Genomic DNA, 22844 nt, shown 5'->3' on the forward strand with positions numbered 1-22844 from the left:
CGATCAGCCGGCGCGGGAGGCGCGCTTGCGATCGCTCTCGGTCAGGAACTTCTTGCGCAGGCGGATTTCCTTCGGGGTGATTTCCACCAGCTCGTCGTCGTCGATGAAGTCCAGGGCCTGCTCCAGCGAGAACTTGATGGCCGGGGTCAGCTGGATCGCGTCGTCCTTGCCCGAAGCGCGCATGTTGGTCAGCGGCTTGGTCTTGATCGCGTTGACGGTCAGGTCGTTGTCCTTGGAGTGGATGCCGATCAGCTGGCCTTCGTACACGTTGTCGCCTTCGGCCGCGAACAGCTTGCCGCGTTCCTGCAGTGGGCCCAGCGAATAGGCCGGCGTGGCGCCCGGGGCGTTGGCGATCATCACGCCGTTCAGGCGCTTGGCGATGGCGCCCTGTTCCTTCGGGCCGTAATGGTCGAACACGTGGAACAGCAGGCCAGAACCCTGGGTCAGGGTCTTGAACTCGTTCTGGAAGCCGATCAGGCCGCGCGCCGGGATCTTGAAGTCCAGGCGCACGCGGCCCTTGCCGTCGGACTCCATGTTCTCCAGCAGGGCCTTGCGGGTGCCCAGCTTCTCCATCACGCCGCCCTGGTGCTGCTCTTCGATGTCCACCACCAGCTGTTCGATCGGTTCCATCAGCTGGCCGTCGATTTCCTTGATGATCACTTCCGGGCGCGACACGGCCAGCTCGTAGCCTTCGCGGCGCATGGTTTCGATCAACACCGACAGGTGCAGCTCGCCGCGGCCGGACACCAGGAACTTGTCGGCGTCCTCGAGCTGCTCGACCTTCAGCGCCACGTTGTGCACGGTCTCGCGCTCCAGGCGCTCCTTCAGCTGGCGGCTGGTCAGGAACTTGCCGCCGGACAGGTCCTTGTTGCCGGCGAACGGCGAGTTGTTGACCTGGAAGGTCATCGAGATGGTCGGCTCGTCCACGGTCAGGGCCGGCAGCGCTTCCGGGGTGTCCAGCGCGCAGACGGTGTCGGAGATGGTCAGCTCCTGGATGCCGGAGATGGCCACGATGTCGCCGGCCTGGGCTTCCTCGACCTCGATGCGCTCAAGGCCCATGAAGCCCAGCACCTGCAGGATCTTGCCCTGGCGCTTCTTGCCTTCGCGGTCGACGATGCTGACCGGCATGTTCTTCCTGACCTTGCCGCGCTGGATGCGGCCGATGCCGATCACGCCGACGAAGTTGTTGTAGTCCAGCTGGCTGATGCGCATCTGGAACGGACCTTCGGTCTCGACTTCCGGCGCCGGCACGTACTTCATGATCGCTTCGTACAGCGGGGTCATGTCGCCGTCGCGCACGGTGTCTTCCATGCCGGCGTAGCCGTTCAGGCCCGAGGCGTAGACGATCGGGAAGTCCAGCTGCTCGTTGGTGGCGCCGAGCTTGTCGAACAGGTCGAACACCTGGTCGATCACCCATTCCGGGCGCGCGCCCGGGCGGTCGACCTTGTTGACCACGACGATCGGCCTGAAGCCCATCGCGAAGGCCTTCTGGGTGACGAAGCGGGTCTGCGGCATCGGGCCGTCCATCGCGTCGACCAGCAGCAGCACGGAGTCCACCATCGACAGCACGCGCTCCACCTCGCCGCCGAAGTCGGCGTGTCCGGGGGTGTCGACGATGTTGATGCGGTTGCCCTGCCAGTTGATGGCGGTGTTCTTGGCCAGGATGGTGATGCCGCGTTCCTTTTCCTGGTCGTTGCTGTCCATCACGCGCTCTGCCAGCACCGTGCGCTCGGACAGGGTGCCAGACTGCTTCAGCAACTGGTCGACGAGGGTGGTCTTGCCATGGTCGACGTGGGCGACGATGGCGATGTTGCGAAGGTTTTCGATGGACATGCGAAAGACGGCCAGCCGGTGCCGTGAATGGGGAAAAGAAGTCCAACATTATACGGGCATGCGGCCGATCCGCGAAAAGGGGCCGTGAAGGGCCCCCGGGCGGGCATTCAGCCGGCGGCCGGGCGGGGTGCAGCGGGGATGGGGGAGATGGGCCCGCCGGGGCGGGTGTATCCTATGCGGTCTGCGATAGACGTCTTCTCCCACAAGGATTCCCATGTCCCTGACCGCCCATTTCGACACCTCCCGCGGCCCGATCACGGTCGAGCTGTTCGCCGACAAGGCGCCGCTGACCGTGGCCAACTTCGTCAACCTGGCCAAGCGCGGGTTCTACGACGGCCTGAACTTCCACCGCGTGATCGCCGATTTCATGATCCAGGGCGGCTGCCCGGAAGGTTCCGGCCGCGGCGGCCCGGGCTACCGTTTCGAGGACGAGACCAACAACGGCGTGCGCCACGAGCGCGGCGTGCTGTCCATGGCCAATGCCGGCCCGAACACCAACGGCAGCCAGTTCTTCATCACCCACATCAAGACCGACTGGCTGGACGGCAAGCACACCGTGTTCGGCAAGGTCACCGAAGGCCTGGACGTGGTCGATTCGGTCAAGCAGGGCGACCTGATCAACAAGATCACCATCGAGGGCGATGCCGACGCCGTGCTGGCCGCCAAGGCCGACCGCGTGGCCGAGTGGAACAAGGTCCTCGCCGCCTGATCCTGCCGACGGCCACCCGCAAAGGTGGCCGTTTTTGCGCACCCGTTCCGGCCCGCCTCCGCGACCGCGAAGGCCGGGCCAACCCGATGACACCTTCTTAGCAGAGGAAACCCCCATGAAAGCACCCGTACGTGTCGCCGTGACCGGCGCTGCCGGCAATATCGGCTACGCCCTGCTGTTCCGCATCGCTTCGGGCGAAATGCTCGGCAAGGACCAGCCGGTCATCCTGCAGCTGCTCGAGATCGACAACGAAAAGGCCCAGGCCGCCCTGAAGGGCGTGGTCATGGAGCTGGAAGACTGCGCGTTCCCGCTGCTGGCCGGCGTGGTGACCACCGCCGACCCGCTGGTGGCGTTCAAGGACGTCGACGTGGCCCTGCTGGTCGGCGCGCGTCCGCGCGGCCCGGGCATGGAGCGCAAGGACCTGCTGCTGGAAAACGCCAAGATCTTCACCGTGCAGGGCAAGGCTCTGAACGCCGTGGCCAAGCGCGACGTGAAGGTGCTGGTGGTCGGCAACCCGGCCAATACCAACGCCTACATCGCCATGAAGTCGGCGCCGGACCTGGACCCGAAGAACTTCACCGCCATGCTGCGCCTGGACCACAACCGCGCCCTGAGCCAGCTGGCTGCCAAGACCGGCAAGACCGTGGACAGCTTCGAGAAGTTCACCGTGTGGGGCAACCACAGCCCGACCATGTACCCGGACTACCGCTTCGCCACCACCGGCGGCGCCTCGGTGGCCGAACTGGTCAACGACCAGGAATGGAACGCCAACACCTTCATCCCGACCGTCGGCAAGCGCGGCGCGGCCATCATCGCCGCCCGTGGCCTGTCCTCGGCCGCGTCGGCCGCCAATGCCGCCATCGACCACGTGCATGACTGGGTGCTGGGCAGCAACGGCAAGTGGGTGACCATGGGCGTGCCGTCCGACGGCTCCTACGGCATTCCGGAAGGCGTGGTGTTCGGCTTCCCGGTGACCACCGAGAACGGCAGGTACACCATCGTCAAGGACCTGCCGATCGACGACTTCTCCAGGAAGTACATCGACATCACCCTGGCCGAGCTGGAAGAAGAGCGCGCCGGCGTGGCCGACCTGCTGTAACCGCAGCGGTCCGATGGCATGACGAACGGGGAGGCTCAGGCTTCCCCGTTCTGCTTTGGGTAACACCGCCCGCGGGCCGACAGACTCGCATCTCCCCGGCATCGCCGCGGTTGCCGCCCTGTGGCCGGCACTGCCCCACGGTATCCGGCCACTGTTCTCGATTTCCGTATCGCATGACCCACGACATCGCGCTGCACCACATCGACGACGCCTTGCTGGTGGCGGAAAAGCCGGCCGGCCTGCTGTCCGTGCCCGGGCGGCTGCCGGAGAACCAGGATTGCCTGGTGTCGCGATTGCAGGCGGTGCATCCGGATGTGCTGACCGTACATCGCCTGGACCAGGTGACCTCCGGGCTGATGCTGTACGCGCGCGGCAGGACGGTGCAGGCGGCGCTGTCTGCGCAGTTCGAGCAGCGCCGCGTCGGCAAGCGCTACGAGGCCGTGGTCGAAGGCATGGTCGAGGACGATGCCGGCGAGATCGCGCTGCCGTTGATCTGCGACTGGCCGAACCGGCCGAAGCAGAAGGTGGACCACGAGCACGGCAAGCCGGCGCTGACGCGCTGGCGGGTGCTGGCGCGCGATGCGGCGGCCGGCCGCACGCGGGTCGAACTGGACCCGATTACCGGGCGCAGCCACCAGCTGCGGTTGCACATGGCCAGCCTCGGCCATCCGATCGCCGGCGACGTGCTGTACGGGGCCGCGCCCGCGGCGCGCGTGCACCTGCACGCGTGCCGCCTCGCCTTCGTCCATCCGGCGACCGGCGCGGCGATGATGTTCGCTTCGTCCTGTCCGTTCTAGCGCGTCCGGCTTTCGTCGTACGACCATCGTCGCAGGGAGCGGCGTCCGCCCCGGGATTATGCTCGAAGCGGACCAGGCAGGTGCCGGAGGACGTCGTGCAGTACGAGCAGATCCATCGCCGTTCCATCGAGGAACCGGAGGCGTTCTGGGCCGAAGAAGCCAGGGCGATCCACTGGCATCGCCCGCCGCGGCAGATCCTGGACTACTCCAACCCGCCGTTCCGGCGCTGGTTCGTCGGCGGCCTGACCAACCTCTGCTACAACGCCGTCGACCGCCACCTGCAGGAGCGGCCCGACCAGCTGGCGCTGGTGGTCGTTTCCACCGAGACCGGCACGACCCGCGAGATCACCTACCGCCAGCTGCACCGCGAAGTGAATGCCTTCGCCGCGGTGCTCAAGGAACTGGACGTCGGCCGCGGCGACCGCGTGGTGATCTACATGCCGAACATGGCCGAGGCGGTGTTCGCCATGCTGGCCTGCGCGCGCATCGGCGCGGTGCACTCGGTGGTGTTCGGCGGCTTCGCCGCGCACAACCTGGCGCTGCGCATCGACGATGCCCGGCCGAAGCTGCTGATCGCCGCGGACGCGGGCATGCGCGGCGGCAAGGTGATCCCGTACAAGCCCATGGTCGATGCGGCATGCGCCGAGGCCGCCAGTCCGCCGCCGAAGGTGCTGATCGTCTCGCGCGGGCTGGACGCGGCGCTGCCGAAGGTGCCCGGGCGCGACGAGGATTACGCCGCGCTGCGCGCGCAGGTGGGCGATGTCGAAGTACCGGTGGAGTGGCTGGAATCCAACGAGCCCAGCTACCTGCTGTACACCTCGGGCACCACCGGCAAGCCGAAGGGCGTGCAGCGCGATGTCGGCGGCTACGCGGTGGCGATGGCGCAGTCGATGCGCACCGTGTTCGACTGCGCTCCCGGCCAAGTGATGTTCTCCACCTCCGACGTCGGCTGGGCGGTGGGCCATTCCTACAACGTGTACGGGCCGCTGATCGGCGGCTGCACGTCGCTGCTGTACGAAGGACTGCCGACGAATCCAGACCCCGGCATCTGGTGGGCGCTGTGCGAGCAGTACGGCGTGCGCACGATGTTCTCTTCGCCCACCGCGATCCGCGTGCTGAAGAAGCACGACGTGGATTTCATCCACCGCCACGACCTGTCGGAACTGAAGTACCTGTTCCTGGCCGGCGAGCCGCTGGACGAGCCCACCGCGCAGTGGATCGGCGATGCGCTGCGCAAGCCGGTGATCGACAACTACTGGCAGACCGAGACCGGCTGGCCGGCGCTGACGCTGCTGCCCGGCCTGGACATGAAACCGGTGAAGTTCGGCTCGCCGGGTTTTCCCAATCTCGGCTACCGGATGAAGGTGATCGACGAGCAGACCGGCGCCGAGGTCGCGCCCGGGCAGAAGGGCGTGCTGGTGATCCAGCCGCCGTTGCCACCGGGCTGCATGAGCACGGTCTGGAACGACGACGAACGGTTCCTCCAGAGTTATTTCAGCCATTTCGACGAGCTGCTGTACAGCTCGCTGGACTGGGCCATCCGCGACGAGGACGGCTACACCTTCATCCTCGGCCGCACCGACGACGTGATCAACGTGGCCGGGCACCGGCTGGGCACGCGCGAGATCGAGGAAGCCATCTGCGGCCATCCGCGCGTGGCCGAGGCGGCGGTGATCGGCGTGCACGACGAACTGAAGGGGCAGGTGCCGCTGGTGTTCGCCACCCTCAGGCAGGCGGCGGCCGCGGACGAGGTCGCGGCGCTGTCGGCGGAGATGGTGCGGCAGGTCACCGCGTCGCTGGGGGCGGTGGCGCGCCCGGCCCATGTGCATATCGTCAATGCGCTTCCCAAGACCCGTTCGGGTAAGCTGCTGCGGCGTTCGCTGCAGGCCCTGGCGGAGCGGCGCGACCCGGGCGACCTGTCGACGCTGGACGACCCGGGCGCACTCGAGGAAATCCGCCGCGCGCTGGGGACATAGCGCGGGCCGCAGGGCGGCGATCGCAGGGGCGATGCGCGTGCGGGCAGGACACGACGGGGCGGGGGCCCGCCTGCCGTTCGCGCGCATCGTGGTTGCGATGCACAAATGCGGGAGGGGGAATGGCGTTGATCCATGCCAAGACGGCGGCTGGCCGTCGCGAGATCGAGGACCGCGGCCTGCGCCTGGCGCCGGCGCTGCGTTCGGTGCTGCTGCTGGTGGACGGGCAGCGCGACAGCCGTGAGCTGCAGCAGATGGCGCAGGGGCTGCGGGCGCCGGAGGACGTGCTGGAACAACTGGCGGCGCTGGGATTGATCGAGGCGGTCGGCGGCAGCGTCGAGCGCGCGCCGGAAGTGCCGGTCACCACGCAGCTGGGCGACGACCCGCTGCGCTGCCAGCAGCTGCGCGACTGGATGGCCGAGTCGGTGCGCCGGCATCTCGGCCTGAAGGGCTACCTGATCCAGCTCAAGATCGAGCGCAGCCGCAACGCGGTGGGGCTGGAACAGCTGTGGCCGGAAGTGGCGGCCGCGCTGGGCAGGGCCAAGAGCCCGGCATTCGCCAACCGCTGGCTGGAGGAGACGCGCGCGCTGGTGCTGGCGTGAGGCCCGCACCGGCGCCCGGCACGCGGCGCAGGTGAGGGCGGGCATCGCCGCCTGCCGCCGCGCGGTCGGCACTATCATGCGCGGTTCGTATCCGAGGGAGCGCCAGGCATGGATCAACACGACGGCGGCGAAACCGGCACCGCGGGATGGGACGCCATCAACGCGGCGCTGCGCGCGGTGTATCCGCGGCAGGAGCCGAGGCACTACGGCACGCTGGTGTCGCACACGCTGGGCGGCGACGATCCGCTGGACGGCATCAGCGTCTACTGGAGCCAGGCGCCGCAGCCGCACTGGCACTACGTCACCTACGGCTTCTCCGAGCTGTACGACAAACAGAGCGACGATCCGCAGGAAAGCGGCTTCGGTTTCGAGCTGACCTTCCGCCTCGCGGCGGATGCCGGCGAAGGCAGCGGCGGCATGCCGCCGGCGTGGCCGCTGAACCTGCTGCAGAACGTGGCGCGCTACGTGTTCGGCAGCGGCAACGTGTTCGAGGCCGGCCACCACCTCGATGCCAATGGCCCGATCGCGCTGGAGGCCGATACGCAGCTGCGCCACCTGGCCTTCGTGGCCGACCCGCAGCTGCCGGCGATCGATACGCCCAACGGGCGCCTGGCCTTCCTGCAGATGGTGGGCCTGACCGACGACGAGATGGCGGCGGTCAGGCGCTGGTCGACGCTGGGCGTGCTGGATGCGCTGGCGCCGGCGATGCCGTCGTGGATCACCGCCCTCGCGCGCGCTTCGCTGCTGGCCGATCCGGCGCTGGCGGCGCGGTTGGAAGCGGGCAGCCGGCGCGAGGGTTCCAGCACCGGCATGCTGTTCGTGGACACGCTGGACTGGTCCGCCGACGGCGCGGGCATCACGCTGGTGCTGGGCGCCGGGCAGGTCGGCAGCGTGCTGGAACTGCTGCCGCTGCGCCTGCCGCACGACCGGCCGCTGGTGGTGCTCGGCAGGGAGCGGCAGTGGCGCTTCGAACCGGGCGTGGCGGACGCGCTGCAGCTGGATGACGACAGCGCGCGCTGCGTGCTGTCCGACGCCACGCTCGCGGCGATGCTGGGCACCATCCGCGCCGAGCGCGGCGTCTATGCGCTGCCGGGCGGGAGGCTGCAGGTGGAAGTGGTGCCCACGCAGCTGCGCGACGGCCACGGCAACGTGATCCGCGAGATCGGCTGAGCGGTCCGTCTGCCCGTCGTCATCCGGCGGTGGGCCTGCGCTCCGCCGCCGGCAGCGAGAAGACGAACACCGCGCCGGCATCGCCCGCGGCCAGTTCGATCCTGCGCTGGTGCAGCTGCAGGATGCGGTGCACGATCAACAGGCCGAGGCCGCCGCTGTCCGGGCGCCGGCTGTCGAGCGCGGACGGCGCGCTGAACAGCTGCGCGCGCCGTTCCGGGGCGATGCCCGGGCCGGTATCGGCGATGCGGACCTCGACGTCGCCGCCGATGGCGCGCAGCGTCACCGAGATGCGGCCGCCTTCGGGCGTATGGCGGATGGCGTTGTCGAGCAGGTTGGTCAGCACGCGTTCGACCAGTCCCAGGTCGGCCTGCACGGCGGGCAGGCCCGGCGGGATGTCCGCGGCCAGCGACTGCCGCCGCGCCTGCGCCGCCAGCTCGAACTTCTGGAATACGTCCTGCACCAGGTCCGGCAACGAGAACGCCTGCGGTTCCAGCACCACGCCGCCGTGTTCCAGCCGCGCCAGTTCGAACAGCGCCTGCGCCAGGCCACCGACCTTGCTGCTCTGCGCCAGCGCGATGGACAGGTAGCGCTGGCGTTCGTCGGCGCCGAGCGTGGCGTCCTTCAGCGCCAGGATTTCCAGGTAGCCGTGCAGCGACGACAGCGGCGTGCGCAGGTCGTGGGAAATGTTGGCGACCAGTTCGCGGCGCTGCTGGTCCTGCTGGCGCAGCTGCCGCCATTGTTCGCCGATGCGCTGGGCCATGTGGGCGAAGCTGTGCTGCAGGATCGCCAGCTCGTCGCGTTCGCCCGGCCGCAGCGGCGCGGGCGGCGCCGGCAGCGCGGGCACGCCGCCGTCGACGTCGAAGGCCTGGATGTCGCGGGTCAGCCGGCGCAGCGGGCGGGTGACCCAGCGGAAGGCGACGATGCCGGCGAGCAGGCCGACGAGCGCCACGATCGCCAGCGACCACAGCGCGGTGCGCAGGCTGGCGCTGGCCGCGATGTCCGCCGCCAGCGCGTCGCGCTGTTCGCCGGCCAGCACCACGTAGATGTAACCGGCCTGGCGGCCCTGCACGCGCAGCGGCGCGGCGTTGAAGATCTTGCGTCCCCTGTCGCTGCGCGGGTCGTCGCCGAGGATGGGCAAGGGCGCGCCGGCCAGCAGCGCCCGCACCGGCGCCAGGTCGACGCGGTCGCGCCGGAGGTGCCCGTCCGGCGCGTCGTGGCCGAGGATGCGGCCCTGGTCGTCGAGCAGGTAGACCTCGACGCTGGGGTTGACCGCCATCAGCTTGCCGAACAACGCGCGCACCTCGCCGTCGCGCAGGCCGCGCGCATCCATCAGCTCGCCGCTGCGCGCGATGTGCTCGGCCAGCCCGCGCGAGAGGCGCTGCACGGTTTCCTGTTCGTGCATGCGCGTGCTGCGCATCTGCATCCACGCCAGCGCGCCGCAGCACACCAGCAGCAGCGCGCAGAACACCAGCGACAGGCGCTGGGAGAGCGTCAGCCGGTTCATGCCCCGCTCCCGTCGCCGCCGGCCAGCTTGTAGCCGCGTCCCCACACGGTGAGGATGCGGCGCGGCGCCGCCGGGTCGCGTTCGATCTTGTTGCGCAGGCGGTTGATGTGGGTGTTGACGGTGTGTTCGTAGCCGTCGTGGCGATGGCCCCAGACCTGGTTGAGCAGGTCCATGCGCGAATACACCTGGTCCGGGTGGCGGGCGAAGAAATGCAGCAGGTCGAATTCGCGCGGCGTCAGTTCCAGCGCGGCGCCGTCGACCTGCGCGGTGCGCGCGACCGGGTCGATGCGGAGGCCGGCCACCTCGACCGCACCGGCCTCGATGCGCGCGTTCTGCGCCATCGCTTCGGCCCGGCGCAGCAGCGCCTTGACCCGCGCGACCAGTTCCAGCATCGAGAACGGCTTGGCCAGGTAGTCGTCCGCGCCCAGCTCCAGGCCGAGGATGCGGTGCACCTCGCTGGCGCGCGCGCTGGTGATGATGATGGGCGTGTAGCGCGTCATCGCCCGCGCGCGCCGGCAGATCTCCAGGCCGTCCACGCCGGGCAGCACCAGGTCCAGCACCAGCGCGCTCCAGGTGTCGTTCTCGAGCAGGCGCAGGCCCTCGTCGCCGGTGGCCGCGTGGGTCACCTCGTAGCCTTCGTCGCGCAGGTGCATGCGCAGCAGGTGGGCGATGTGCGCATCGTCCTCGACGATCAGCACACGTCTGGCGTGGTTCATCGGCACGTCCGGCCGGCGGGGAGTGGCCTCCATTGTCGGCGCAAGCCGGCGCCGATGTGTCACGGAAAATTTAACTCCGCGTGAGGATTCGTTGATCGCCCCGGGCGCAGCATGGCCCTGTCGTTCCTGCCTGGAGACCGCCCAATGTCCCTCACCCGACGCAAGCTGCTGGGCATCGGCGGCACGCTGGCCGCGGCCGGCCTGTTCGGCGCAGGCGCCTGCAGCCGGGCTGCCCCGGTGCCGCCGGCCAGCCGGGGCAGTTTCGAGATCATGCGCAGCGACGCCCAGTGGCGCCGGCAGCTGACCCCGGCGCAATACGCGGTGCTGCGCGGGCAAGGCACCGAGCGCGCCTTCAGCAGCCCGCTCGACGCCGAGCACCGGCGCGGTACCTTCCATTGCGCCGGCTGCGCGCTGGCGCTGTTCTCCTCGGCCACCAAGTTCGACAGCGGCACCGGCTGGCCGAGCTTCTGGGCGCCGCTGCACGGTGCGGTCGGCGAGGACCGCGACACCACCTTCGGCATGCTGCGGGTGGAGGTGCACTGCCGGCGCTGCGGCGGTCACCTCGGCCACGTGTTCGACGACGGGCCGCGCCCCACCGGGCTGCGCTACTGCATGAACGGCGTGGCCATGACCTTCGTCGCGGCCTGAGCGCCGCATCCCCGATTCCACAAAGGACGCTCCATGTTCCTGCTCCTGCTGGCCTATCTCGGTGGTGTGCTCACGATCCTCAGCCCCTGCATCCTGCCGGTGCTGCCATTCGTATTCGCGCGCGCGGACCGGCCGTTCCTGCGCAGCACCCTGCCGCTGCTGGCCGGCATGGCGCTGATGTTCGCCGCCGTCGCCAGCCTGGCGGCGGTGGGCAGCCGCTGGGTGGCGCAGGCCAACCAGGCCGGGCGCTGGATCGCGCTGGCGGTGATGGCCATTTTCGCGCTGGCCCTGTTGTGGCCCGCGCTGGCCAACCGGCTGCTGTCGCCGCTGCAGCGGTTGGGCGGGCGGCTGGACGCGTCGGCCGGCGAAGGCGGCGGCGTTGGCAGCGCGCTGCTGATCGGTGTCGCCACGGGATTGCTGTGGGCGCCCTGCGCCGGGCCGATCCTGGGCCTGATCCTCACCGGCGCGGCGCTGCAAGGCGCGAGCGTCGGCACCAGCGGCCTGCTGCTGGCCTATGCGCTGGGGGCGGCGACGTCGCTGGCGCTGGCGGTGTGGATCGGCGGCCGCGTGTTCGCCACGCTGAAGCGGCATCTGGGCGCGGGCGAGTGGATCCGGCGCGCGCTGGGCGTGGCCGCGCTGCTGGCAGTGGTCGCGATCGCGATGGGCTGGGATACCGGCGTGCTGACCCGGCTGTCGACGGTGAGCACCGCGCGCCTGGAGCAGGGGCTGCTCGACACACTGCCCGCGCGACAGCCGGCGGCGGGCGGTTCGATGATGATGATGATGATGGCGGGCGATGCCGCGCGGCCGGCGTTGCCGGTCGAAGGCACGCTGCCGTCGCTGGCCGGCGCCAGCGGCTGGCTCAACAGCCCGCCGCTGGATGCGCAGGCGCTGCGCGGCAAGGTGGTGCTGGTCGATTTCTGGACCTACTCCTGCATCAACTGCCTGCGCGCGCTGCCGCATGTGCGCCAGTGGTACGAACGCTACCGCGATCATGGGCTGGTGGTGATCGGCGTGCATGCGCCGGAGTTCGCGTTCGAGCGCGACGTGCGCAACGTGCAGCGCGCGGTGGAGGACCTGGGCGTCACCTGGCCGGTCGCGCTCGACAACGATTTTGCGATCTGGCGGCGCTTCGACAACCGCTACTGGCCCGCGCACTATTTCATCGACGCGCGGGGGCGCATCCGCGCCCATCACTTCGGCGAGGGCGATTACGAGGGCTCCGAACGCATCATCCGCCAGCTGCTGCGCGAGGCGGGCAATACCTTGCCCGGCGATGCGGCCCCGGCGGCGACGATGTCCGCGGCGCGCGGCGGCGTCGAGCGCGCCGCGGACATGGGCAACCTGCGCTCGCCGGAAACCTACATCGGCCATGCGCGCGCGGAGAACGTCGCGTCACCGGGCGGGCTGCGTGCGGATCGCGCGTTCGATTACACCGTGCCGGCCGCACTGCGGCTCAACCAGTGGGCGCTGGGCGGGCGCTGGATCGTGGGCGACGAGGACGCGCGGCTGCAGCAGGCCGGCGGCCGCATCGCGTTCCGCTTCCATGCGCGCGACCTGCACCTGGTTCTGGCGCCGGAAGCGGCTGGCAAACCGGTACGTTTCAAGGTGCGCATCGACGGCCATGCGCCAGGCGCCATGGCTGGTGGCGACGTGAGCGCCGATGGCGACGGGCAGGTGGACGGCAACCGCCTGTACCAGCTGATCCGCCAGAACGGCGAGGTGAAGGAACGCCTATTCGAGATTGAGTTCCTCGTCCCGGGCGTGCGCGCCTACGCCTTTACCTTCGGATGAACCACGGAGGCCAGACGATGAAACCCGCGATGGACAAACTGGTTGCCGGCGGCGTTGCCGTCCTGGTTGCCGGCCTGCTGGTGCTGGGCGTGCTCGGCCTCGATCGCCCCGTGCATGCGGCGGCTGCGGCGATGGTGGATGTTCCCGCGCCCGGCGGCATGGCCGATCTGCGCCAGCCGGGCGTGCGCCACGCGCGCGTGGTGTTCGCCGGCGGTTGCTTCTGGGGCGTGCAGGGCGTGTTCCAGCATGTGAAGGGCGTGGAGAGCGCGGTGGCCGGTTACATCGGGGGCAGCGCGGCCGACGCCCGCTATGTGCGGGTGGGCACGGGCCGCACCGGCCACGCCGAAGCGGTGCAGGTGACCTACGACCCGGCGCAGGTCGGCTACGCGCAGCTGATGCAGGTGTTCTTCTCGGTGGTGCACGACCCCACGCAGCTGGACCGGCAGGGGCCGGACCGCGGCAGCCAGTACCGTTCGGTGGTCTATGCCGACGACGCGCCGCAGCGCGCGGCGACGCTGGCCTACATCGACCAGCTGCAGCGCAGCGGCGTGTTCGCCGCGCCGGTGGTGACGCGGGTGGAGGGCGGCAGGCGCTTCTATCCGGCCGAGGATTACCACCAGAACTATCTGGCCCTGCACCCGGACGCGCCCTACATCCGCATCAACGACCTGCCCAAGGTCGAGGCGCTGAAGCGGCAGTATCCTGCCCTGTATCGCGACAAGCCGCGCCTGATCGCGACGCTGTCGGTGCGCTGAAGCCCGGCCCTGAAACGCGACGGGCCGCCGGTCGTGCAACCGGCGGCCCGTCGTTCATGCGGATGCGTCCGCTTATTCCAGGCCTTCGGCCTTGAGCGCGGCCTGCACGGCCGGATCGGCCTGCATGCGCTGTTCGAAGCGGTCCAGCGCGTCCATGCCGGCCAGGTCGATCTTCAGGCCGCGCGCCCAGCGCAGGGTCACATAGGTGTAGGCATCGGCGATGGAGGGCCGCGGCGTGCCGCCCAGCCAGTCGACCTGCGCGAGGCGGTCGTTGAGGCGCTGGTACAGGCCCTTGAGCTTGTCGCGCGAATTCTGCTGGGTGCGGGCGATGACCGCTTCGTCTTCCAGGTATTTGGTGGAGCCGAAGATCGGGTAGTACACCGGGTGCAGGTCGGCGTTGACGAAGGACAGCCAGCGGTTGACCTCGGCGCGGGTGCGCGGGTCGCTGCCGCCGTCCAGGCCGGCGGCCGGCGCCTTGTCGCAGATGTAGTGCAGGATGGCCGCGTTCTGGGTCAGCACCCAGCCGCCGTCCTCCAGCACCGGCACCGCGCCGGCCGGGTTCATGGCCAGGTACTGCGGCGACTTCATGGTCGCGTAGTCCACGATCTGCACGTCGAAGGGCAGGCCGGACCAGATCAGCGCGATGTGGTCGGCCAGGGAGCAGGCGCCGGGCTTGGTGTAGAGCTTCATCGGGTACCTCGGGGGTGGAATGACCCCCGCATTATCGTCCCGGGCGCGCCGGCCGGTGTGACCGGCAGGCGAGGGCGCCGCAAAGTCAGGAGGCGCGCGGCTTGAGCGACTGCACCTTGTAGAAGGTATGCCCGCCGATGGTCGCCACCTGGTAGGCATTGCGCCAGCTCGGGCTGGCGATGGCGTGCGCGGCGAAGTGGCTGGCGCCCGGCACGATCTCCTTGCGCTGGCCGGCCGGCAGGGCCCAGTTGCGCTCGGCGGCGAAGGCCACGTCCACGGCTTCGGCCCAGGCGTCGTTGTTGCGCAGCTGGGTGTCCGGCGCCACCAGGGTGGGGGCGAACTGCTTGCGTGCGGTCACCACCTGGCACATCGAGTCGCCCCACAGCCCGCTGTCGAGGCGGCGCAGTGCGACTTCGGCCACGGCCTGCTGGCCGCGGAGGGTCTGGTCGCGGGCTTCCAGATAGACGGTGGTGCTCAGGCACAGCGAATCGGCGGCCGGCTGCGGCAACAACTGCGACAGCCAGAGAATCCAGGCCAGTTTCATAGGTCTCCTTGCTCCGTATGGGCCGCAACCTGCCTGTTCCTCGCTTGGAAGCGGAACCGGACGACTGGGCTTGGCGTCATGGGGAGGCGGCCGTGGCATCGGGGCCGCCCCGTGGGCAGTCCCCGATCAACGGATCGTGGGGGCTGCGCCGTGCTCACCAGAACTGGGGGGTGAGCGGAAAGTGGGCGCAAGGTAGGGGGGCAATCCCAAACTCATCCTGAATGCGCATTCTTGACATTCAGCTTCGTTGCAGGGGCCGGAATCGCCTCCGGAGAGCCCGCGCATTCGCCTCGGCTTGGCCCGGGATGTGTTTTCCATCACGAAAAACAGGCTTTGCCGGCCGCTTTGGCGGCGCTTCGCCGTCGGAAGAAGCCGGCGGCGGGATGAGCGCCGCCGGCCCTTGGTGTTTTCCCGCTCGATCACTGGCAGGTGGCGACTGGGCCGGCAGGGACCGGCCGGGTCCGAAGCGGGCGTTCCTAAAGCGCGGCAGCCAGGCGGCTGCCCTGGTCGATCGCGCGCTTGGCGTCCAGCTCGGCGGCCACGTCGGCGCCGCCGATGACATGGGCGCTGACGCCGGCCGCCGCCAGTGCATCGGCCAGGGTGCGCATCGGCTCCTGCCCGGCGCAGACCACCACGGTGCCGACGTCCAGCAGCTGCTCGGCGCCGTCGACGCGGATGCGCAGGCCCTGGTCGTCCACGCCCAGGTATTCCACCCCGCCCAGCATCTGCACGCCCTTGGCCTTGAGCGTGGCGCGGTGGATCCAGCCGGTGGTCTTGCCGAGGCGGGCACCGGGCTTGCCGGGGCTGCGCTGCAGCAGCCATACCTTGCGTGCCGGCGCTTCCGGCCGTGGCCGCGCCAGCGCGCCGCGGCTCTCGAAGCTGGCGTCCACGCCCCATTCGGCCATCCAGCGCGCCGGGTCCAGCGACGGCGAGGGGCCTTCCTGCACCAGGAATTCGCCCACGTCGAAGCCGATGCCACCGGCGCCGATGATGGCCACCTTGTCCGCGGCCTGGACACGGCCCTGCAGCACGTCCAGGTAGCTGACCACCATCGGGTGGTCGGCGCCGGGGAAGTCCACCCTGCGCGGCGAGATGCCGGTGGCCACCACCACCTCGTCGAAGCCGGCCAGCATCGGCACGTCCACACGCGTGCCCAGGCGCAGGTCCACGCCGGTATCGGCCAGGCGGTGGCGGAAATAGCGCAGGGTCTCGTGGAACTCCTCCTTGCCGGGGATGCGCTTGGCCACGTTGAACTGGCCGCCGATCTCGTCGGCCGCATCGAACAGGGTGACGGTGTGGCCGCGCTCGGCGGCGACGGTGGCGCAGGCCAGGCCGGCCGGGCCCGCGCCGACCACCGCCACGCGCTTGGCCGCGGTGGTGGGGCGGTAGACCAGTTCGGTTTCGTGCGCGGCGCGCGGGTTGACCAGGCAGGTGGCGCGCTTGTTGACGAAGATGTGGTCCAGGCAGGCCTGGTTGCAGGCGATGCAGGTGTTGATGGTTTCGGGCCTGCCGGCGCGGGCCTTGGCCGGCCACTGCGGGTCGGCCAGCAGCGGCCGCGCCAGCGAGACCATGTCGGCCTGGCCGTCGGCCAGCACCCGTTCGGCCACGTCGGGCATGTTGATGCGGTTGACCGCGATCACCGGAACGTTCACGTGCGGGCGCAGCTTGGCGGTGACGCCGGTGAAGGCCGCGCGCGGCACCGAGGTGGCGATGGTGGGCACACGCGCTTCGTGCCAGCCGATGCCGGAGTTGATGAGGGTCGCGCCGGCGGCTTCGATGGCGCGGGCCTGCCGCAGGATTTCCTCCCAGTTGCTGCCGTCCTCCACCAGGTCCAGCAGCGACAGCCGGTAGATGATGATGAAGTCCCGGCCGCAGGCCTCGCGGATGCGGCGTACGATCTCCACGGCGAAGCGCATGCGCCTGTCGGCGTCGCCGCCCCACGCATCGCTGCGCTTGTTGGTGCGCGGGGCGATGAACTCGTTGATCAGATAGCCTTCCGAACCCATCACCTCGACGCCGTCGTAACCGGCCTCGCGCGCCAGCCGGGCGGCGCGGGCGTAGCTGGCGATCTGGCGCTCCACGCCCCGCGCCGACAGCGCGCGCGGGGTGAACGGATTGATCGGCGCCTTCAGTTTCGACGGCGCCACCTGCAGCGGGTGGTAGGCGTAGCGGCCGGCGTGCAGCAGCTGCAGGCAGATGTGGGCGCCATGGCCGTGCACGGCGGCGGTGACCTGCCGGTGCCGGCCCACTTCCCACGGCCACGACAACTTGCTGCCGAACGGCGCCAGCCAGCCGGCGATGTTCGGCGAGAAGCCGCCGGTGACCAGCAGCGCGGCGCCGCCGGCGGCGCGTTCGCCGAAGTAGGCGGCCAGCTTGGGAAAGTCGCGGACGTGGTCCTCGAGCCCGGTGTGCATCGAGCCCATCAGGATGCGGTTGCGGAGCCGGGTGAAGCCCAGGTCCAGCGGCGCGAACAGATGGGGATAGGCGGTGTCGGTGGCTGGCGTCATGATGGATACGCTTGCGTACGGATCAGGCCAGCGTGCCGCGAAACCCCGCCTGCGGCAAGTGGCTCAGTCCGCCGACGGTGCCGCGGCCGGCGGTGTCGCCGGGCCGCGACGGTCGAACAGGGGCAGCGTGATGCCGCACAGCGGTCCGATCAGCAGCGCGAAGGCCAGGGTACCCAGCCCGACGTTGCCGCCCAGCGACCAGCCCACCGCCAGCGCGGCCGCTTCGATCAACGTGCGTACCTTCCAGATGGCCCAGCCGCTGCGCGCATGCAGGCCGGTCATCAGGCCGTCGCGCGGTCCCGGGCCCAGGCGCGCGCCTATATAGAGGCCCGTGGCGATGGCCAGCAGCACCAGCCCCGCGAGGAACAGCAGCACCTGCCACGGCAGTCCCTGCGCGACGGGCACGACATGCAGCCCGAGCTGGGCGCTGGGACCTATCAGCAGGACGTTCAGCACCGTGCCCACGCCCGGCCGCTGCCGCAGCGGCCACCACATCAGCAGCACGGCGATCCCCACCAGGTTGGTGACCAGGCCGAAGGCCAGCCCGCTGCGGAGCGAGATGCCCTGCGCCAGCACGTCCCAGGGTGCGATGCCGATGCCGGCGCGGATCATCAGTGCCGAGGCGATGCCGAACAGGAACAGGCCGAGCAGTAGTTGCAGCAGGCGGGAGGCGAGGGACATGGGGCAGGAACGAGTGGAGAGAAACGAGGAACGAGAGGGAGCAACGGCAACGGCGGTGTTCCGCTGCGGCCCTTGATCTATTGCGGAGGGGCAAACAGTTGCACGACGACCGGATTACGTGAGGATGAGCAGGGCCTTTGCCTTCTCTTGTTCCTCGTTTCTTTCCACTCGTTCCTGCTTCTTCACTCCTCCCAACCTTCAAGCACCAGTTTGCCGACGGTGCTGCCCGATTCCAGCAGCCGGTGCGCCTCGCGGAGGTTGGTGGCGTTGATCGCGCCCATGCGCCGGGTCAGCGTGGAACGCAGTTCCCCCGCGTCGATCAGGCTGGCGGCGCGGGTGAGGATGCGGTGCTGCTCGATCATGTCGGCGGTGCGAAAACGCGCCCGCGCGAACATGAATTCCCAGTGGATGCCGATGCACTTGGCCTTGTACGGATCGCCGATGCGCAGGTCGCCGGCCGGTTCCACGATCAGGCCGACATGCCCCTGCGGCGCCAGCAGTTCGCCCAGCGCCTGCCAGTAGCGGTCGGTGTCGGCCAGGTTGAGCGCCGCGTCCACCTGCGTGATGCCGAGCGCGTGCAGTTGCGGCGCCAGCGGCTGGCGGTGATCGATCACCTGCTCGGCGCCCAGTTGCCGGCACCAGGCCTGGGTTTCCTCGCGCGAGGCGGTCGCCACCACGGTGAATCCCGCATGGCGGCCCAGCTGGATCGCCATCGAACCCACGCCGCCCGCGCCGCCGATGACCAGCAGGACCCGGCCGGCATTGCGACGTCCGTCCAGCTGGTAGGGCATGCGCTGGAACAGCAGCTCCCACGCGGTGAGCGTGGTCAGCGGCAGCGCCGCGGCCTCGGCGAAATCCAGCGTCGCCGGCTTGCGGCCGACCAGCCGCTCGTCCACCAGCTGCAGCTGCGCATTGCAGCCGGGGCGGGTGACGTTGCCGGCGTAGTACACCTCGTCGCCGACCTCGAAGGCGGTCACCTCCGGCCCGGTCGCCAGCACGACGCCGGCCGCGTCGAACCCCAGCACGCGGTGCGGGATTTCCTCACCCGTGCCCGAGCGTCGCAGTTTGGTATCCACCGGGTTGACCGAGACGGCCTGCACGCCCACCAGCAGGTCCTGTCCCTGCGGCGCGGCGGGCGGCGGAAGCGCGACGTCTTCCAGGGCGCGGGGGTCTTCGATGGGCAGGTAGCGGCCCAGGCCGACAGCTTTCATGGGAAAAGTTCCGTTCGGTGAGGGAGCAACGCCATGATACGCAGGCGCCGTTCAGGCGAAGATGACAGGCCGGGGGCCGCCGTGGGTCTTCACGCGACCAGGAGTCCGCCTGTGCCGTAAGAGCCCGAAACGCCCGCCCCGCCTGGCTCTTGCGTGTTTTTGGCAAGCTGTATAGGGTGGCGCTTCACCGGCCACCCAAGGTCCGGGGCTGCGTCATTTGTTATATAGCTGTTAACGTCGTCTTCACGACCCAGCGCATAATGTGCACCGCGTTGGCGTGCGGAAACGGCCATCTTTCGGACGCGACGAACGAAATCGCTGTGCTGGACCATGCCATTACCGGTTTCATACCCCCGAAACAAGGAGTTGTATTCATGAACAAGAAGATCCTTACCGCCGCGCTGCTGGGTGGTCTGGCGTTTGCCCAGGCCGCGTCGGCCCAGGAATTCGACGACCGCTGGTACCTGACCGGTTCGGCCGGCTTCAACTTCCAGGACAACGACCGTGGCACCAACGACGCTCCGTTCGGCACCCTGGGCCTGGGCAAGTTCATCAGCCCGAACTGGTCGCTGGACGGCGAGCTGAACTACCAGAACCCGAACTTCGACAAGAACCAGGATCTGAACTGGTCGCAGTACGGCGTGTCGCTGGACCTGCGTCGCCACTTCATCCAGGAAGGCCGTGGCTGGAACCCGTACCTGCTGTTCGGCCTGGGCTACCAGAAGGCCGAGGAAGAGTACGTCATCAGCTCGCCGAACTCCCCGGCTGAGCGCAAGGACGGCAACCTGGCCGCCAAGGTCGGCGTCGGTCTGCAGACCACCTTCGACAAGCGCGTCGCCGTGCGCGCCGAGCTGGCCTACCGTGGCGACTTCGACGACCAGAGCGTGAACCCGCGCCTGGCCGGCAACGACAACGACTGGTTCGGCGACGTGCTGGCTTCGGTCGGCGTCGTGATCCCGCTGGGCCCGGCCCCGGTTGCCGCCGTTGCCCCGCCGCCGCCGGCTCCGGTCGCGCCGAGCTGCGCCGACCTGGACGACGATGGTGACGGCGTCAACAACTGCGACGACAAGTGCCCGAACTCGCAGGCTGGCCAGATCGTTGGTCCGGACGGCTGCCCGGTTCCGGTGTCGATCGACCTGAAGGGCGTGAACTTCGACTTCGACAAGTCGACCCTGCGTCCGGATGCCGTCGCGATCCTGAGCGAGGCCAGCGAGATCCTGAAGCGTTACCCGGAACTGCGCGTTGAAGTCGCCGGTCACACCGACTCGAAGGGTACCGACGCCTACAACCAGAAGCTGTCCGAGCGTCGCGCCAAGGCCGTGTACGACTACCTGACCACCAACGGTGTCGCCGCGTCGCGCCTGCAGGGTCCGATCGGCTACGGCGAGAGCCGCCCGATTGCCCCGAACACCAATCCGGATGGTTCGGACAATCCGGAAGGTCGCGCCAAGAACCGTCGCACCGAGCTGAACGTCCAGAACTGATCGGACGCATCGGTTGATCCAGACAAGGCCCGGCTGACGCCGGGCCTTGTTTTTTGCGCCGCTGCCGCGCATTGCGCCGGCGCCGCGGCCCGTCCGCGTTGCGCGGGGTGCAGCGCGATGCGCGTACCTGACCTGCGCCGGGCTGCAACGGATGGTTGAAAGCCCTGTAGGGCATGCCTACACTCGCGGCGTTCTCCGCACGAATGGAAATACGATGCTGCGTATCGCACTGGCCGGCGCCATGGCCCTGGTTCTCGTCCCCGCCGCCCACGCAGCCGTCGATTGCTCGGCCAGCACCGTCGTGCCGCCGCCGTTGCCGGCCACGGTGATCGAGCCGGTCGCCGAAGAGCTGCATGCCCGCCAGGGGCGGCTGGGCATGCCGTCGGGCGTGCTGACCTCCAACTTCAGCGACGAACAGTCGCTCGACCGCGTGCTGATGCGCCTGCGCGTGGAAAGCTGCAACAACGTCGCCAGCGCGATGCCGGCGCGTCCGGCGATCAACCCCAACGATCCGGCGGCCTACAAGCCGCAGACGCAGTATGACAACACGCCGTGGCGCTTCGACATGAGCCAGGGCGGCAAGCGCATGACCGCCGACGAGTTCGATGCCTGGATGAAGGCGCGCGGCGTGCGCGTGGTCAAGGCGGCGGCGCCGGCCGCCGAAGGCGCGGCGGAAGCCAAGCCGGCGGCCGAGGTCAAGTAACGCAAGCCGCCTGGATGCCGCGCAGGATTTCCCGCGATGCCCGCCCTGCCAGACAGGGCGGGCATTTCGTTTCGCCTCCCGCCACCGGCGCGAAGAAGGCCGCCGCGCCGCGCCATGGCCTGGCGCGCGTGCTGTCCAAGGCGGGCGTGTGCTCGCGCAGCGAAGCCGCGCGCCGCGTGCTGGCCGGCAGGGTCGGCGTGGACGGGCGGGTGGTCCTGGACCCCGAGTTTCCCGTCGTGGCCGGCCGGCAGCGCATCACCCTGGATGGCCAGCCCATCGCCGCGGTGCGCCGCCTCTACGTGGCATTGAACAAGCCGCGTGGCCTGGTCACCAGCGTGCGCGACGAACAAGGCAGGGACACCGTCTACCGCTGCTTCGACGGCGCGGACATGCCGTGGCTGGCGCCGGTGGGGCGCCTGGACAAGGCCAGCGAAGGCCTGCTGTTCTTCAGCAACGATCCGGAATGGGCGGCGCGGTTGACCGACCCCGCGACCGGGCCGCTGAAGACCTATCGCGTGCAGATCGACGGCGCGCCCGATGCGGCGCAGCTGGCGCGCATGCATGAGGGGATCGAGGACGCCGGCGAGCATCTGGCCGCGCATTCGGTTGTCGTCCTGCGCGCGAGCGAGCGCACCGCGTGGCTGGAGATCGTGCTCGACGAAGGCCGCAACCGCCACATCCGCCGCCTGCTGCAGGTGCTGGGCTTCGAGGTGCTGCGGCTGGTGCGGGTGGCGATCGGGCCGGTCACGCTGGGCGGGCTGGCCAAGGGGCAGTGGCGGGAACTGGAAGCGGAGGAACTGGGGGCGCTCGCTGCGCATTCAGCGGGCCTAGACGCCAATTCATGAAAATTCTTCATTTAATTCATGTGTATAGCTTGATTTCTTAAAGTGCATGATTAGGCTGTAGGCCTGTTTCCAGCGAGGTCGTGCGGCCATGCCAGCTTTCATCCGCGGTGTTTTCATGACGCACGTCCCTGTGCGTCACCCTTTCGGGCGGCTTCGCCATGAAGAACGGCTTTCCTGCCGTTCTTTCATGACGCACGGCTCCGCGATGAAAAACGGCATTCCCGTTGCATTTGCGTTGGCGGCTGCCGCGGTTCTGGCCGGTTGCGCGTCGTCCGGCAAGCCGGTGGCCGCGGCCGTCGAGGACAAGCCGGTCACGGTGACGGTGGAAGCGCCGATGGCGGAGAAGGATGCGCTGGGCAACTACCGCTTCCTGATGCAGCAGGAAGGGAAGAACATGAGCGCCGACCAGTTCGACGCGTGGATGAAGGCCAACGGCATCCGCGTGGCGCGCGGCAATACGCCCGAAGGCGCCGCGGCGGCACCGGCCGCCAAGAACTAGCTTCCATCGGGGGGCTTTGCCGCCTGCGTGAAGAAGCAATGCCCGTCGGATGCGACGTCCGGCCGGAAATGGAACAGGCG

The 22844-nt window shown here is 69.4% G+C and carries 21 protein-coding genes; 13 read left to right on the forward strand and 8 right to left on the reverse strand.

What is annotated here, in order from left to right; translation table 11 throughout:
• Positions 1 to 3: 3 nt before the first annotated feature.
• Positions 4 to 1833, reverse strand: coding sequence for a translational GTPase TypA (typA, locus tag ABTV91_RS06720; protein WP_433853797.1), 1830 nt, complete (start codon positions 1831 to 1833; stop codon positions 4 to 6).
• Positions 1834 to 2047: 214 nt separating this feature from the next.
• Between typA and ABTV91_RS06725 the strand changes: the two genes are divergently transcribed.
• The 6 genes from ABTV91_RS06725 to ABTV91_RS06750 all read left to right on the forward strand — a co-directional run bounded on the left by ABTV91_RS06725 (position 2048) and on the right by ABTV91_RS06750 (position 8183).
• Positions 2048 to 2542: a peptidylprolyl isomerase gene (locus ABTV91_RS06725; protein ID WP_433853798.1), complete on the forward strand. Its 495-nt coding sequence runs from the start codon at positions 2048 to 2050 to the stop codon at positions 2540 to 2542.
• A gap of 115 nt (positions 2543 to 2657) precedes the next feature.
• On the forward strand, positions 2658 to 3641 hold the full coding sequence (locus ABTV91_RS06730; protein WP_433853799.1) for a malate dehydrogenase: 984 nt from the start codon (positions 2658 to 2660) through the stop codon (positions 3639 to 3641).
• Between the two features lie 173 nt (positions 3642 to 3814).
• Positions 3815 to 4438, forward strand: coding sequence for an RluA family pseudouridine synthase (locus tag ABTV91_RS06735; protein ID WP_433853800.1), 624 nt, complete (start codon positions 3815 to 3817; stop codon positions 4436 to 4438).
• A gap of 80 nt (positions 4439 to 4518) precedes the next feature.
• On the forward strand, positions 4519 to 6414 hold the full coding sequence (gene prpE / locus ABTV91_RS06740) for a propionate--CoA ligase (protein WP_433853801.1): 1896 nt from the start codon (positions 4519 to 4521) through the stop codon (positions 6412 to 6414).
• A 119-nt stretch (positions 6415 to 6533) separates the two neighbouring features.
• On the forward strand, positions 6534 to 7013 hold the full coding sequence (locus tag ABTV91_RS06745; protein ID WP_433853802.1) for a hypothetical protein: 480 nt from the start codon (positions 6534 to 6536) through the stop codon (positions 7011 to 7013).
• 108 nt (positions 7014 to 7121) lie between these two features.
• A complete protein-coding gene (locus ABTV91_RS06750; RefSeq protein WP_433853803.1) occupies positions 7122 to 8183 on the forward strand; it encodes a suppressor of fused domain protein in 1062 nt (353 codons plus the stop codon).
• 19 nt (positions 8184 to 8202) lie between these two features.
• Here the strand turns inward: ABTV91_RS06750 and ABTV91_RS06755 are convergent, their stop codons facing one another.
• Both ABTV91_RS06755 and ABTV91_RS06760 read right to left on the reverse strand, forming a co-directional pair.
• Entirely contained in the window at positions 8203 to 9687 is a 1485-nt protein-coding gene (locus tag ABTV91_RS06755; protein WP_433853804.1) for a sensor histidine kinase, read from the reverse strand.
• Positions 9684 to 10403, reverse strand: a complete 720-nt coding sequence (locus ABTV91_RS06760; protein WP_433853805.1) for a response regulator transcription factor — start codon at positions 10401 to 10403, stop codon at positions 9684 to 9686. Before ABTV91_RS06760 ends, ABTV91_RS06755 begins: the two co-directional genes overlap by 4 nt.
• A 144-nt stretch (positions 10404 to 10547) precedes the next feature.
• Here ABTV91_RS06760 and msrB point away from each other — a divergent pair, with 144 nt between their 5' ends.
• The 3 genes from msrB to msrA are packed head-to-tail and all read left to right on the forward strand — an operon-like array spanning position 10548 to position 13600.
• Positions 10548 to 11051 carry a peptide-methionine (R)-S-oxide reductase MsrB gene (gene msrB, locus ABTV91_RS06765; RefSeq protein WP_433853806.1) on the forward strand — a complete coding sequence of 168 codons (504 nt, stop codon included), beginning with the start codon at positions 10548 to 10550 and terminating at the stop codon, positions 11049 to 11051.
• Positions 11052 to 11084: 33 nt separating this feature from the next.
• Positions 11085 to 12845: a cytochrome c biogenesis protein DipZ gene (locus tag ABTV91_RS06770; protein WP_433853807.1), complete on the forward strand. Its 1761-nt coding sequence runs from the start codon at positions 11085 to 11087 to the stop codon at positions 12843 to 12845.
• A 17-nt stretch (positions 12846 to 12862) separates the two neighbouring features.
• Positions 12863 to 13600, forward strand: coding sequence for a peptide-methionine (S)-S-oxide reductase MsrA (gene msrA / locus ABTV91_RS06775; RefSeq protein ID WP_433853808.1), 738 nt, complete (start codon positions 12863 to 12865; stop codon positions 13598 to 13600).
• A gap of 72 nt (positions 13601 to 13672) precedes the next feature.
• Here the strand turns inward: msrA and ABTV91_RS06780 are convergent, their stop codons facing one another.
• From ABTV91_RS06780 to ABTV91_RS06800, 5 genes are all read right to left on the reverse strand, one after another.
• Positions 13673 to 14290: a glutathione S-transferase family protein gene (locus tag ABTV91_RS06780; protein ID WP_433853809.1), complete on the reverse strand. Its 618-nt coding sequence runs from the start codon at positions 14288 to 14290 to the stop codon at positions 13673 to 13675.
• 85 nt (positions 14291 to 14375) lie between these two features.
• Positions 14376 to 14834, reverse strand: coding sequence for a cell wall hydrolase (locus ABTV91_RS06785; RefSeq protein WP_055767569.1), 459 nt, complete (start codon positions 14832 to 14834; stop codon positions 14376 to 14378).
• 476 nt (positions 14835 to 15310) lie between these two features.
• Entirely contained in the window at positions 15311 to 17341 is a 2031-nt protein-coding gene (locus tag ABTV91_RS06790; protein WP_433853810.1) for an FAD-dependent oxidoreductase, read from the reverse strand.
• Between the two features lie 63 nt (positions 17342 to 17404).
• Positions 17405 to 18022, reverse strand: coding sequence for a YczE/YyaS/YitT family protein (locus ABTV91_RS06795; protein WP_433853811.1), 618 nt, complete (start codon positions 18020 to 18022; stop codon positions 17405 to 17407).
• A 182-nt stretch (positions 18023 to 18204) separates the two neighbouring features.
• Positions 18205 to 19233 (reverse strand): zinc-binding alcohol dehydrogenase family protein, encoded by a 1029-nt coding sequence (locus ABTV91_RS06800; protein ID WP_433853812.1) that lies wholly within the window; start codon positions 19231 to 19233, stop codon positions 18205 to 18207.
• A gap of 374 nt (positions 19234 to 19607) precedes the next feature.
• Here ABTV91_RS06800 and ABTV91_RS06805 point away from each other — a divergent pair, with 374 nt between their 5' ends.
• From ABTV91_RS06805 to ABTV91_RS06820, 4 genes are all read left to right on the forward strand, one after another.
• A complete protein-coding gene (locus tag ABTV91_RS06805; RefSeq protein WP_433853813.1) occupies positions 19608 to 20717 on the forward strand; it encodes an OmpA family protein in 1110 nt (369 codons plus the stop codon).
• 214 nt (positions 20718 to 20931) lie between these two features.
• On the forward strand, positions 20932 to 21420 hold the full coding sequence (locus ABTV91_RS06810; protein WP_433853814.1) for a hypothetical protein: 489 nt from the start codon (positions 20932 to 20934) through the stop codon (positions 21418 to 21420).
• Positions 21421 to 21434: 14 nt separating this feature from the next.
• On the forward strand, positions 21435 to 22265 hold the full coding sequence (locus ABTV91_RS06815; RefSeq protein WP_433853815.1) for a pseudouridine synthase: 831 nt from the start codon (positions 21435 to 21437) through the stop codon (positions 22263 to 22265).
• Between the two features lie 88 nt (positions 22266 to 22353).
• Positions 22354 to 22764, forward strand: coding sequence for a hypothetical protein (locus ABTV91_RS06820; protein ID WP_433853816.1), 411 nt, complete (start codon positions 22354 to 22356; stop codon positions 22762 to 22764).
• Positions 22765 to 22844 lie beyond the last annotated feature (80 nt).

It is taken from the genome of Stenotrophomonas nitritireducens (assembly GCF_050984405.1).
Taxonomy (GTDB): Bacteria; Pseudomonadota; Gammaproteobacteria; order Xanthomonadales; family Xanthomonadaceae; genus Stenotrophomonas; species Stenotrophomonas nitritireducens_B.

Coding starts and splice junctions, on each gene's coding strand:
- typA (WP_433853797.1), bottom strand. CDS start 1,833: ATGTCCATCGAAAACCTTCGCAACATCGCCATCGTCGCCCACGTCGAC.
- ABTV91_RS06725 (WP_433853798.1), top strand. CDS start 2,048: ATGTCCCTGACCGCCCATTTCGACACCTCCCGCGGCCCGATCACGGTC.
- ABTV91_RS06730 (WP_433853799.1), top strand. CDS start 2,658: ATGAAAGCACCCGTACGTGTCGCCGTGACCGGCGCTGCCGGCAATATC.
- ABTV91_RS06735 (WP_433853800.1), top strand. CDS start 3,815: ATGACCCACGACATCGCGCTGCACCACATCGACGACGCCTTGCTGGTG.
- ABTV91_RS06745 (WP_433853802.1), top strand. CDS start 6,534: ATGGCGTTGATCCATGCCAAGACGGCGGCTGGCCGTCGCGAGATCGAG.
- ABTV91_RS06750 (WP_433853803.1), top strand. CDS start 7,122: ATGGATCAACACGACGGCGGCGAAACCGGCACCGCGGGATGGGACGCC.
- ABTV91_RS06755 (WP_433853804.1), bottom strand. CDS start 9,687: ATGAACCGGCTGACGCTCTCCCAGCGCCTGTCGCTGGTGTTCTGCGCG.
- ABTV91_RS06760 (WP_433853805.1), bottom strand. CDS start 10,403: ATGAACCACGCCAGACGTGTGCTGATCGTCGAGGACGATGCGCACATC.
- msrB (WP_433853806.1), top strand. CDS start 10,548: ATGTCCCTCACCCGACGCAAGCTGCTGGGCATCGGCGGCACGCTGGCC.
- ABTV91_RS06770 (WP_433853807.1), top strand. CDS start 11,085: ATGTTCCTGCTCCTGCTGGCCTATCTCGGTGGTGTGCTCACGATCCTC.
- msrA (WP_433853808.1), top strand. CDS start 12,863: ATGAAACCCGCGATGGACAAACTGGTTGCCGGCGGCGTTGCCGTCCTG.
- ABTV91_RS06780 (WP_433853809.1), bottom strand. CDS start 14,290: ATGAAGCTCTACACCAAGCCCGGCGCCTGCTCCCTGGCCGACCACATC.
- ABTV91_RS06785 (WP_055767569.1), bottom strand. CDS start 14,834: ATGAAACTGGCCTGGATTCTCTGGCTGTCGCAGTTGTTGCCGCAGCCG.
- ABTV91_RS06790 (WP_433853810.1), bottom strand. CDS start 17,341: ATGACGCCAGCCACCGACACCGCCTATCCCCATCTGTTCGCGCCGCTG.
- ABTV91_RS06795 (WP_433853811.1), bottom strand. CDS start 18,022: ATGTCCCTCGCCTCCCGCCTGCTGCAACTACTGCTCGGCCTGTTCCTG.
- ABTV91_RS06800 (WP_433853812.1), bottom strand. CDS start 19,233: ATGAAAGCTGTCGGCCTGGGCCGCTACCTGCCCATCGAAGACCCCCGC.
- ABTV91_RS06805 (WP_433853813.1), top strand. CDS start 19,608: ATGAACAAGAAGATCCTTACCGCCGCGCTGCTGGGTGGTCTGGCGTTT.
- ABTV91_RS06810 (WP_433853814.1), top strand. CDS start 20,932: ATGCTGCGTATCGCACTGGCCGGCGCCATGGCCCTGGTTCTCGTCCCC.
- ABTV91_RS06815 (WP_433853815.1), top strand. CDS start 21,435: ATGCCGCGCAGGATTTCCCGCGATGCCCGCCCTGCCAGACAGGGCGGG.
- ABTV91_RS06820 (WP_433853816.1), top strand. CDS start 22,354: ATGCCAGCTTTCATCCGCGGTGTTTTCATGACGCACGTCCCTGTGCGT.